The sequence below is a fragment of the Microcoleus sp. MON1_C5 genome (genome assembly GCF_036701875.1).
In the GTDB taxonomy this organism is placed as follows: Bacteria; Cyanobacteriota; Cyanobacteriia; order Cyanobacteriales; family Microcoleaceae; genus Microcoleus.
Genome location: NZ_JAUBRN010000010.1, coordinates 1 through 12,448, shown reverse-complemented (window position 1 = coordinate 12,448; position 12,448 = coordinate 1). Strand labels below are relative to the sequence as shown.

Here is a 12,448-nt window from a genome sequence, read left to right as displayed (position 1 = left end):
AATTTTTTCCTCGTCAAAGTTACTCAGGCTTGTTTGGCTCAACTCACTTCCTTAGCTAAATACAGATGTTTAAAGTTGAACGACAGAGCAAAAAGCTGGAAAGCACTTTTTGGTGTCTTGACCGGAGTAACGTAGCTATTGGCTGAGACTGGCTATCTCTCACCAAATGCACTGGTTGTCCAATGTTGTTTAGTGTTTAGCCGATAGCCTGAATTCTGAAACTACCAGTAGCAAGGTGCGTAAGCGCGCACCTTGCTACGAATTCAAAACTCAAAACTATTTCCTTAGCCGGTATTCCGCATCCCCGCAGCAATTCCATTAATCGTCAGCAGAGCTCCCCGCAACAATTCACCCTTGCTGTAACGCGAGTGAATCACCCCCGGAACCCCGCCACTACCGTGCTGCCGCAAGCGTTTCAGCAGCGAAACCTGCAACAAACCCAAAGGCACAATCGTCGCATTTCGCAACTGCACCGATCGCTGCAATGCCGGATCTTCGTCCAACAAACGTTGGTGTCCAGTAATCGTTAAAACCAAATCGCGAATCAAGTGAAATTCGGCAGCAATTTGATCGAATAAAGCCTTAAACCGCTCCTTATCAGCAGGCAAAGCTAACTCCTGCACGTAATGTTCTGCAATCTGCAAATCCACCTTAGATAAAGTCATTTCCACCTTAGAAATTACCATTCTAAAAAATGGCCATTTCAAGTAGAAATACTGCAAAAGTTTCATGTGTTCTTCCGGTTCCTCCAGCAAAAACTCTTGCAAAGCTGTGCCGACACCGTACCAAGAAGGCAGCAAAAAGCGGCTTTGAGTCCAGCTAAACACCCACGGAATCGCTCGCAAACCGCTGATGTCTTTTTTGCCACCGCGACGGGCCGGGCGAGAACTAATTTGCAACTGGCTGATTTCTTGAATCGGGGTAACTTGGTGGAAGAAATCAACTAAATCCGGCTGTTCGTAGATTAAATGGCGGTAGTGCGATCGCGATCTCGCCGACAACTCTTCCATAATCTCATTCCAAGGGTCGATGCCATCGAAACCAGTGTGCAGCAAACTAGCTTGAATTACCGCCGCCGCCACAGTTTCCAAATTGTAAAGCGCCAACTCCGGCAAAGAATATTTAGAAGCCAAAACCTCGCCTTGTTCGGTAATCTTAATTCGCCCGCTAATACTCTTTCCAGGCTGAGCCAAAATTGCCTTGTAAGCAGGCCCGCCGCCGCGCCCTACAGAACCGCCTCGGCCGTGAAAAATCCGCAACTCTACATTGTATTTTTCCGCAACCACTTGCAAAGCCTTTTGAGCTTTGTGGATTTCCCAATTGCTGCTGAGGAAACCAGAATCTTTATTGCTGTCCGAATAGCCCAGCATCACCTCTTGCAATTTGAGAGTGTCGATTGGACATTGGATATTTTCTTCGCTTTTTTCCGCTACTTCCTGCGCGTATCCTCCTATTAGCAAAGCTCGATAAAGCGGCAAATCAAAGATTTTTTGCATTACTTCCGGCGCTTTTTTCAAATCTTCCACAGTTTCAAACAGTGGAACTACTTGAATGCTGCTAATTCCTGTCGCCGGATCGTAAAGTCCGGCTTCTTTTGCTAACAGCAAAACCGCCAGTAAATCGCTGACATCGTGGCTCATGCTGATGACGTAAGTTTGGCAAATTTCCGGGCCAAACTCCTGGTGCATTTGCCGCAATATCCGGAAGGTATTGATCGTCTCGCAAGTTTTGGGAGAAAAGGGCAATTCTGCTGGAATTAAAGGGCGGCGAGTTTGCAGTTCCGTTGCCAGCCAAATAATTCGATCGGCTTCCGACATTTGATTGTAAGACTTGGGCAAAATTTGCAAGTATTCAGCAATTTCGCTCAAAGCGTCAGAGTGTACTGTTGACTCTTGGCGGATATCTAGGTAAGCCAAATTAAATCCGTAAATTTCTACTTGGCAGAGCAGATTTTCCAAGTCCCGACAGCTCAAACCTGTTTCCACTAAATTGCGTTCGATGAGCTTCAGCTCGGTCAAAAACTCAGCGCCCGATCGATAAAGGCCGGTCATTCCGGGATTTTCTGACAAAGCTTCGCGCTCCCGCTGCAACTCGTCTCCTTTGTAGAGCCGCCAATTGCGATCGCGCGTATTTTCCAGTCGCTGCAGCACGTAGGCCAGCTTCAACCGATAAGGTTCTTGGCGGTAGCGGATTGCCCATTGTTCGTAAACCTCCGGGAATTCCGATTTGTCGCGATCGAGAGATTCCAGCAATTCCGGCAGCACGTCGCTCCAGTGCAGCGACAAACTCAAAAGTTCGTTCAGCCGCTTCACGGCGTTGATGTACTTACACAGCACCAAATGGCGCTGATAGCAAGCGGTTTGCCAAGTAACTTTCGGAGTCACAGAAGGATTGCCGTCTCTGTCGGAACCTACCCAAGAACCGAATTTGCAAAAATTGTAACTCGGCGGTTTCAGGTAAGGATAAGAAGCGTGCAGCGCTTGCTTGAGTCGGTGGTAGAGTTCTGGAATTGCATCAAACAAGACTTCATCAAAGTAGTGCAGAGTGTACTCCACCTCGTCAAGCACAGTCGGCTTGAACTGGTGCAGTTCGTCAGTGCGCCACCAGAGGCGAATTTCTTCCATCAGTTGCTCTTGGAGAGCCGCCGCTTCCCAGCAAGACACCGGATAGGGGCTTGGAGAGTCGGCCCCGATCACCTGAAATTTCTCGTCAACTTGGTCTAGCTGTTGGAGAATCTTCGCCATCCGCCGCTGCTTGGTGCGGATCGTGTGGCGGACAATTTCCGTCGGGTGAGCGGTGAATACCAAGCGGATGTCCAACTGATCGATCAAGCGCTGAATTTGCTGGCTCGGCACGTTCAAGCGCAGCAGCATCGGGAACAGTTGGTGAAAAGTGCCGGCATCTCGGGCGATCGTCTCGCTGCTGTCTGCATTGGTCAGAGCTGTTTGGGCGGGGCTTGGGCCTTCCCTGTGCCGCGGGCGATCGGGGGCATCCGTTGCTTGTCCTGGCAGCTTAGAAAACATCCGCCCCCCAGCGTCGTTGCTGCTAGCGTAAGCTAGCTGTTGGTCTCGCTGTTCGTAGTGCTGTTCGACAATGTTGATTAACTGGAAATACAGTGCAAAAGCCCGAGCCGCGCGGATGGCGGCGTTAAGGTCGAGCTTTTCGATTAGCTGTACGACATTCGAGTCGCGAAAGTGAGTGGCTTGTCCCTCAGCGGAATTGACCGATCGCATTTGTTGGAGCAAATCCACCAATTCCTGCCCGCACTCCTGTCGCAGCACCGATTCCCACAAGTCCTCTACTACTTTGAGGCGATTGCGCAGAAACAGGTCTGATTTTGAGTAAGCGGGAGAATGGGAAATAGATGTTGCATCAATAGCCTGTTCTGAAGACTGGAGGACTGAACTCATCGGGCTGTTCCTCAATAGCTGCGGGTGTCAAGAAAATTGTATGGTTTAGTTTCGCCTAAAACACTTTTGTTTGCAGTCAAATTTGAGACAACTTCTTGCAACGTAGAAAGTAGAAGGCACTTATGTACAAAGTATAAGGAAAGATTAATTCTTAGGCCACAGATTGTACCTATTGTCAAGCTTTCATATCTGTTGACTTGCGATTTTAGATTTTAGACGCTCAGCCTGAGAGGTTCGGCGAGCGGTCAGTTGAGTCGCGCTCAGTCGAACAATTTTAGATTTACTCCAAAGATAAATCTGGGAAGTTGAACTAGGGTCGAAAATTTTTATCTCTCCACGACAGGAGTACGTGGCACCGTATCCGTTTTTAGGCGGGGTCAAAAAATTAAACTTCTAGCTGCAGCATCCTTCCTTGGGCTTTCTAGTCGTGTGATTGAGGAAAGTTGAGCACGGGGAGGCGCGAACCCCGAAAGACTTCTTCGCTTTCAACGCCGATCGACGCAACAAACTCAGCAGCAGCTTTAGCCACCACCAACCCGCCCAGCATGGGTAAGGCGACCAAGCTCAATAAAATGTCTGAGGGAACTGGCAACTTTGGACTGTTAGGTGTTTTAGTTTTGAGCAAGTCTTGGTTTTCCGACGGCATAAATTTCTCCTGTGTCAATCCGTAATCCTCAGTTTACAAGGCAAATAATCATCTTGACCGCTGCCTTCTGACTAATGACTTCTGATATCAAATCCGGTGATATCCGAATGATATCCTGCAAGCGATCGTCCCCGGGCAGCCAAGTCTATAAATATCTTCTCGCGAGATCTTAAGCTCGCACTCGGAAAAAACGCTTTGTATAAAATCGGGATGCTCCCCGAATTATATCGATCGTGCGACTCTCTCCGCGGAGCATGACGAAACCACAGCACTACAGTCGGAAAATAATAGACATTTCCCGAAAAGCCAGTCTTGAACGGGCAGGATGCCTGTTCCACAAGAATTATGAGAGAGGTCTAATTATTATTCGGATGCAAACGGAAACGATATGACTAATGACGAATAACTTGTTACTTGGCTTAAGTTGAACCTATCTGTGCCAAAATGTCGAGGTATTATCAAAAAAATATTCCCCAACGGCTCGAAGCCGAGGGGATACAAGGCAAGACACTAAGTCCAGCATGGCTTAAACCAGACAAAACGGTTAGGCTCGGCAAATCAAATAATTGTCTGTAAAATCTGTAACTGTGCTATTTCTAGAAAACAAAACCAGCTTTGGCAAAATTTAGAGTTTCATGTTGAATGCGAACGGGAGCATATTGGCAGACAATCGATCGAGCGCGTCGCAGTGGGCCGGGGAAGCTTTAGGGCTTCCCGAAGTTCAAGTACAAGCGCGTTTGCGGGGAAATCACCTGCACATTTTGTGCGAAGCAGCGCAGTGCCCGTCTCAAGAATTGGTGACGGCGAGATTTACCAACGCCCTCGAACACACTGATTTAACGCGACTGCTGCCCGATCGACCTAAAATTTACCAGTTGTTTCTGTGCGGTCGCAAAATCGGTTCCCGACAAAATGACTGGACAGTCCGGCTCGATTGCAGCAGTCCGCAGCGACAGCAGCAGCCACAGCCACAGCAACCGGAACCAAAAGTTGCCGAAGTGCCGCCGCCAGCGAGTTCCCCCGACGAACCGCCAGCCAGCCCTAAAAGAGGCGGATTTTTCGACCAATTTAAGAATCAAAATCACAAACTCAAACAGACACCAGAGGCTGTAAAAACATCGACCCACCCGCCGCAAGTACGGGAAGAACTGGATTTTGACGCCGAAAGTCTGCCCGTCGCCTCCCGGATTCAATACCCAGAAGTTTTTGAAACTTCCGCCGTGACGATCGACACTTCGGGTGCTGCGACGCGGGAAGTTTTCCGTTCCGCCGTTCCCCCGCAGCAGAAAGCGAACCGTGGCGCGGTGGCTTTGATTCAATCCCCCGAAGCTGACTCAGGCGAGGGCGATGGCGGTGGAACATTGACGGTTTCGCCGGAAACTTTGGCGCGCCGGGGCTATCCAGAGGCGATCGCCAGCTATCTCAGCGAAATCCTCGGGCCGATGGGAGTTTCGGTGAAAGTAAGCATTCGCGAAAAAGAACTCAAAAGCAGCCGGGAAAACCTGCCGGCTCAGGCGCCGGAAAATATCAAGCCCAAGGAACGCCGGCTGCTGGTGCTGTGCGAGTCAGCTTACAGCCCCGACCCTTCCTTGCTGGCAGAACCTATCGCAGCCAGGCTGCGGAAACTGCAACTAGAGGATTTCGGGGAAGCATTAATCGGCAGCCAAGTCAGCGGCGAAGCGAAGCCGGACTGGGTGCTGCGGGTGGATTTGACTTCGCCGGACAAAATTCTCAAGGAATGGGCCAGGTGGGGAGACGTACCTGCGATCGCCAAACTGCTAAACCAACACTTGGCAGCATCGAGAGTCGAAGTGCGGGCCACCCTCAAAGAAGCAACCCTCCACCTGTTTTGCAGCAAAACTGCCAAAAAAGGACAAAAGACTAAACGGCAAGAATACCCCGACAAGCAGCAAACCACCGACACGATCGCCCCTTTGTTGGCTTCCTTCGCACCCCAAGGAATCCGCGCAGCTACTATCTACGGCGTAGAACCAGCCAAGGACTCTCAGGCGGCGCCCGAGTCTCCGGTGTGGATAGACTGGGTGGACTTGCCTGCTGCCCACCATCCCGACTTGGCTGCGAGCACCAGAACGCTGGCTGCTGAGGGCGACCAATTGGCTTTGACTTTTTTATTGAACAGGTTGCTCAACCCCAGTCTCAGGCGCAAGCTGGAAACTGGAGGGATTCGGGCGGTCGTGCTGCAAAAAGCCGACGTGCTCCACGTCATGACTGAAGCTCTGACTTGCCCTTCTCAGTCGAAGGTCGGGCCGCCGGTGGCTAAATTCTTGCGGCAGTTACAAATTCCGGGAGTGTCAGGGGTGCGAGTCTACGGACGCCGCGCGGGCCAGAAAGTGCCGCTGTGGCGCTACGCAATCGACCTCAGAACGGCTGTTGACGAGGAATCAGCAGCGGCACCCGCACCTGCTCCGTCGCAACTGGCTGTGTTGGAAAAGGAACCAGTGCCGGAGTTTGCACCGGCGGATGAGGGGGCTTTTTCGGGTTTGGGCGACAATTTGGTGTTCGATGCTCCGACGCCCAACTCCTGGCGGCCCCGCTTCAAAATCAGACTCCCCGGATACAATCTGGGCGAGCAGTTAGTTCAAGCTGCGGTGCAACCGCTTGTCGCTTCGGGTTTGTTTGTTCCCAACGATGGTTTGTCAACGAATGCTGCTGCGCCCGGTGGCGTGAGAGCCGATCGCGCGGCCGGCATGGCTTTGATTTGGGCGATCGCCGGCTGTCTGCTGACTTTCAATACCGATTGGCTCCTCGGTCTATTTCTGCAATCTGCGACTGTCAGTCAAGCTCCTAGCGCCTCGGAAGTTTGCAGCGGCCCAAATTGTCAAAATCCCTCTCCCAAGGCTGTGGACGACGTTACAGCCCGACTTCCGAACGAAACCCCGAACCCCGTTCCCCCTGCTGATGAGGTAAATTTGCCTCAAATTCCGTTGCAGCCGTCGCCGCCCGCGAACCAGCAAGAGGCTTTCAATGGCTCTGGGTTTACGAAACCGGGAAATACTAGCGTTCCTGTAGCTGATGTTTCTGCTCCTGCGGTGTTCCCAACTTTGAGGAGCCAGCAGCTTGACGAGCAGATAGCGCGCTATCAAGAGTACATCCACCTGCACAAAAAACCGCCGGATATTTTAATTGTCGGTAGTTCGAGGGCGCTGCGGGGCATCGACCCGGCGGTTTTGGAAACAGCTTTGGCAGCTTCGGGCTACCCGGGGCTGAGGGCTTACAATTTTGGGGTGAATGGAGCTACTCTCCAGGTTGTAGATTCGCTCATCCGCCGGATTTTGCCGCCGCAACAACTGCCGAAATTGCTGGTGTTGGCGGACGGGGCGAGGGCTCTCAACAGCGGGCGGCCGGATTTGACTTTTAGTGCGATCGCTTCTTCGGAAGGTTACAGGCAATTGAGCCGGGGTAGTTTTCTGATCCGCACCAATCAATTAGAAGCCGAAACATCGAACGCAAGCGCCAACAATCCGGTGGCGACTGCCACTGAATTGGTGAACAATTTGGGGCAAACTCAAGCTAACGTTCAGCAATTGGTGAGTAAAAAGTTGGTTGAGGGTTCTGCAATTTACAAAAAGCGCGATCGACTCAAAGGGTTTTTGCGATCGATCGTTAATCCATCAGCCCCTGCTGCAACTGACAGCCCCCAAACTGCAGCCCTGGGTGAACAAACAACGGAAAATGCCCAGCCAACTGCTGCGAGTAAACCCGTCAGCGAGTTTCAACCAAATGGCTTTTTGCCGATCGATATCCGCTTCAATCCCGAGACTTACTTTCAGAAGCACCCGAAAGTATCTGGTTATTACGACTCCGACTATCAAAATTTTAAATTGATAGGCGAACAAGCTCTAGCACTCAAAAATTTGATCGAATTTACCAAGGTTCGCAACATCAATCTCGTGTTTGTGAATATGCCTCTGACTGAAGATTATTTAGACCCGGTGCGGACAGGTTACGAACAAGAATTCCGGCAATATATGCAAGAGTTAGCAGCTCAAAGCGGACTAATTTTCCTAGATAATAGTTTATTGTGGCCCCAGGCGCGGGAATCTTTTTCCGACCCCAGCCACCTCAACCGTTACGGTGCTATTGCAGTTTCTAAGCGGTTGGCTCAAGATCCCATGATTCCCTGGCCGGCGAAACAGTAGTTTTGAATTTTGAGTTTTGAGCTATTTTAGAAGTTAGATGCTCCCAGCGTTGCGAGTGCGGCGCGACTATCTCAAAACTATTCTTTCCGGCGGCTAAATACTGAAAATGAAAAGATTGATATTTCCTGAAAATAGCCAAAATCAACAGATAAAAATTCCGAGAAAAAATCTGCCTTTGATATTTTTTATCTTATCTTTAGCATTTTTCTGTTTCAGTTTGTATAAAGGTTTCTGGTTACCTTTAGCTTTATCCTCTGGGCCGCCCAGCAACGAACAAAGTAGCGAACAGCAAACTCTGGCACCCTTTGAACAGGTTGTCCAAGGCGCACAAAAGTTAGAGGGACTATTTACTCTTTACCGCAATCAAGCAACTGATAAAGTATATCTGGAAATTAAACCGCAACAACTCGACAAAAAGTTCCTGTGCTTTGTGACATTGGCATCTGGTTTGGGGGAAGCGGGCATTTTGAGCGGAATGCCGATCGGCGATTTCTTGTTTCAACTGCGGCGCGTCCAAAATAACGTGCAGTTTGTGATTCCTAATATAAATTTTCGCACAAGTCCGGGCGACCCGCAAGCAGGTTCGGTAGAACGGGGATTTAGCGAGTCGATTCTCTATTCTTTGCCGCTCAAAAGCATTCATTCGCAAAGACAAACTCTGCTGATCGATTTAGGCGATTTGTTGATGAGCGAAAAGCGGGATTTACCAGGGGTAAAAGCGATTTTGCCGATGATTTTGGGCGCTTCTTACTCGATCGATGAAGACAAGTCTTATTTTAAAGATGTTAAAGCGTTTCCGCTGAATGTAGAAATTGCTTCTATTTACGGTTTTTCTAGCGATGATGACAGTGCGGTTAACTATTTACCTTCGGTTCCTGACAGTCGGGCTTTTAACCTCCGCATTCACTACAGTTTCTCGGAAGTGCCGCTAAATAACGGCTACCGCCCCAGACTTGCGGATGAGCGAGTGGGCTATTTCCTCACAGCATATAAGGACTTTTCTGACAAGAGCGGCCGCGAGCCTTTTGTGCGCTATATCAATCGCTGGCATTTGCAAAAGCAAATCCCGACGGCGCCGATGTCGCCTCCGGTGCAGCCGATCGTGTTTTGGATTGAAAATAATGTGCCTCCCGAATACCGAAACGCAATTCGCGAGGGCGTTTTGGAGTGGAACAAAGCTTTTGAAAAGGCAGGTTTTACTGAGGCAATTCAGGTCAAACAAATGCCGGACAATGCTAAATGGGACCCGGCTGACGTTCGCTACAATACTATTCGCTGGTCGAGTTCTTTTGATCCTCAGTTTGCCGGCATTGGGCCGTCTCGCACTAACCCGCTGACGGGGCAAATTTTAGATGCTGACATTCTGTTGGATGCTAATATTGTCTGGCAAATCAAACAAGGCTATCGGTCTTTGGTGGAACAAAATCGCTCGGTATCTAAGAGTTTTCAAGGGCGAAACGGTTCTAATACTAATCCCTGTCAGTTCGGGATGTATTCTCGCTATTTGAATCTGTTAGAAAATGGGGATTTAGGAAAAAGCAGCGGGGAAAATGATCGAGGTGGAATTGCTGATGATTTGCCGACTTTGGTAGAAAGATACCAGGAGCAAAAACGCTCGCCTTTATCGCGGTTGATGTCGAGTTCGGATATGTGTTTTGGGTTGGAATCGAGCCGACAGTTTGCGATCGGGGCAATGTCGAGGTCACTGTTGGAAAATGCAGCGCCTAGCAGTGGGACGATTGACAATTATGTGAATGAATTTATCCGATTTTTGACTACCCACGAAGTCGGTCATACTCTCGGTTTGAGGCACAATTTTCACGGGAGTACGATGCTGCAACCGGAGGATTTGAACAATACTCAGGTAACTCGCACGCAAGGTATGGTGGCGTCGGTGATGGATTATGTGCCGATTAATTTGGCACCGCAGGGAACTGTGCAGGGCGACTATTTTCCAACGATTGTAGGGCCTTATGACGATTGGGCGATCGAGTACGGTTACAAGGTGATTGGCGGCCCAAACCCGAACAGCGACTTGCCAGCGCTGCAACAAATTGCCAGCCGCGGTGCGGAACAGCAATTAGCTTACGCGGCGGATGAGGATTCTGTTGATATTCTCGATCCGGCTGCGAATACTTTCGATCTCAGCGCTAATATGCTGAGGTATTCGCAATGGCAATTGGATAATGCTAGGGCGATGTGGAAGCGTTTAGAAAAGCGAATGCCGGTTGGGGAAGACGGTTATAACGAACTGCGGGTGATGTTTGATTCGGTGTTCGGGTATTATGTTCAGCAGGTGATGAATACTACTTTGTATGTGGGGGGACAGTCGTTTAACCGGATTCGCCCTGGAGATACTAATGCGAAGTTGCCGTTTGTGCCGATCGAACTTTCTCAGCAGCGAGAAGCTTTAGCAACATTAGAGAAGTACGTTTTTGCCCCGGATGCGTTTAGTTTTGCGCCGGAATTGCTCAACAAATTGGCGCCTTCGCGCTGGGATCACTGGGGAAGTCCGGCTTTGGTGTTTCCTCTAGATTACCCGATCGGCGATCGAATTACTTTTTTGCAGCGGTTTGTGTTGCGAGTTTTGCTATCTCCGACGCGGCTGGCGAGGCTGCGGGATGCGGAGTTAAAATCGACCCCGGAAACTGCTTTGAGGTTGCCGGAAGTGTTGGATACTGTGCAAAAGGATATCTGGCAAGAGGTTTTGCAGCCGGAAAAGAAGATGCAAATTTCAAATTTTCGGCGTTCTTTGCAGCGGGAACATTTGGCGATTTTGATCGGAATGGTGCTGCGAAAAACGAATGTTCCAGAGGATGCGCGGAGTTTGGCTTGGTACGAGTTGCGGCAGTTGCGGGAGGGTTTGAGCAAGAGTATTCGGAATTTGGATCGGAATGCGGATGCTTATACGCGGGCTCATTTGGAGGAAACGCGCGATCGTATTTCTAAGGTTTTGAATTCGCAAATTCAGTCGAATTAATTTGGGGGTTCAGAAACCGGGTTTTTGAGGAAGATATTTCGGTGCCGCCCGCAGATTTGGTAAAAAACCCGGTTTCTTAGAATCTGAGTCAACTTAAAATAATTAAGTTACGAATCATTGTGAGGTGGATGTAGAGCGATAGAATGCAGGACTCCTCGAAGATTGACTACTCCTTCTCGGTTGAGTTGCAGCCGATCGATGGTAGCGCGTCCAGTTGGTGTTAAGCCCAACATTTGAGTCGAATCGCTGCTCCAAGTAAAGTGTTAGCTCCAGTTATCCCGTCGAGGATGATAAAGTGGGACGGAGCCACCTGTAACGGGGTCGATAGCCTCACTATGACTGTATTTGAAATTGTTGCACCCTTAACCCTCTTTTGTCACTCTACGCAGAGGAAAACGTGCCATAAGGGATATTGAGGTTTTGAAAAATTGAACGAGTTAAATTATTGACAAGCATTTGAAGCTTAAAAAAGCCCTCGGATAACTTAGGAACAGTAAAAACTTGTAGCCAAGGTTTAATAAAGTTAAATAGTACAAATGGTTGAAGTATTAAACGGAGGTTGTTAAGAATATTCTTCCACCCCTTTCCTTTATCCCACCAAGGATGTGATGAAAAATTAGATTCAGATTGTGGTGGTAATTTTAGCAGTTGTTCAGAGTGGAGGCTAACCATCAAATAAGCGCTAAAAATAATTTCCCACCATTTTTCTATTTGGGGATAATTAGTTAAGCGAAAATCTGCCCATCCTAATTCGTTTTTACTTTGCTTCAAACCATATTCTACCCAAGTTCTTAAGCCATAAAAATTACCTACTTCTCTGGGTGTAATGTTGGGAAATTTACTCATTACATACCAAGTAGTGTTTTTGGGCAGCTCCTCTTTATCAGTTGTGATTTGCCAATATTTAATTTCCGGATTATCACCACAAATAATCTCTCTTATATATCTGTCTTCCGAGCTTAAATCTGAGAAGACACGTTTGAATCTTTGCCACTCTGAATATTTGACTTTCCCGTCTGTAACTCCCCATACTTTGTGGTTAGAGCGAATTGCCACAATAAATTTTAGATTCAATTCATCTAGTATTTGAATAAAATTTTTACTGCTCTCTCCGTATAAACTATCTGCGAGGACAAGATTAAATTTAAATCCCATCGCACGCAATTGTTTGAGCATTTTCGCGGCAATTTCAGGTTTAGTTAGGTATTGATCTCCTGGTTGCAGTCTTTCTCTAGGTTTATAAACTTCAAAT

The 12,448-nt window shown here is 48.7% G+C and carries 5 protein-coding genes; 2 read left to right on the top strand and 3 right to left on the bottom strand.

The window, feature by feature from the left end:
• Positions 1 to 284: 284 nt before the first annotated feature.
• Positions 285 to 3,410 carry a phosphoenolpyruvate carboxylase gene (ppc, locus tag QUA71_RS07070; protein WP_333283623.1) on the bottom strand — a complete coding sequence of 1,042 codons (3,126 nt, stop codon included), beginning with the start codon at positions 3,408 to 3,410 and terminating at the stop codon, positions 285 to 287.
• A 421-nt stretch (positions 3,411 to 3,831) separates the two neighbouring features.
• The gene (locus QUA71_RS07065; protein WP_333216035.1) at positions 3,832 to 4,074 is read right to left on the bottom strand and encodes a hypothetical protein; all 243 of its coding nucleotides are present in this window, start codon (positions 4,072 to 4,074) and stop codon (positions 3,832 to 3,834) included.
• A gap of 617 nt (positions 4,075 to 4,691) precedes the next feature.
• Between QUA71_RS07065 and QUA71_RS07060 the strand changes: the two genes are divergently transcribed.
• Positions 4,692 to 8,216: a hypothetical protein gene (locus QUA71_RS07060; RefSeq protein WP_333283621.1), complete on the top strand. Its 3,525-nt coding sequence runs from the start codon at positions 4,692 to 4,694 to the stop codon at positions 8,214 to 8,216.
• A gap of 106 nt (positions 8,217 to 8,322) precedes the next feature.
• Positions 8,323 to 11,196, top strand: coding sequence for a zinc-dependent metalloprotease (locus tag QUA71_RS07055; RefSeq protein ID WP_333283619.1), 2,874 nt, complete (start codon positions 8,323 to 8,325; stop codon positions 11,194 to 11,196).
• A 381-nt stretch (positions 11,197 to 11,577) separates the two neighbouring features.
• On the opposite strand, the gene QUA71_RS07050 is transcribed toward QUA71_RS07055, so the two are convergent.
• Positions 11,578 to 12,448 (bottom strand): transposase (locus QUA71_RS07050; RefSeq protein ID WP_333283617.1); only part of this gene is annotated, 871 nt, incomplete at its 5' end.

Bases quoted from the DNA above. Each gene is read 5' to 3' on its own strand.
- ppc (WP_333283623.1), bottom strand. From the start codon at position 3,410: ATGAGTTCAGTCCTCCAGTCTTCAGAACAGGCTATTGATGCAACATCT.
- QUA71_RS07060 (WP_333283621.1), top strand. From the start codon at position 4,692: ATGTTGAATGCGAACGGGAGCATATTGGCAGACAATCGATCGAGCGCG.
- QUA71_RS07055 (WP_333283619.1), top strand. From the start codon at position 8,323: ATGAAAAGATTGATATTTCCTGAAAATAGCCAAAATCAACAGATAAAA.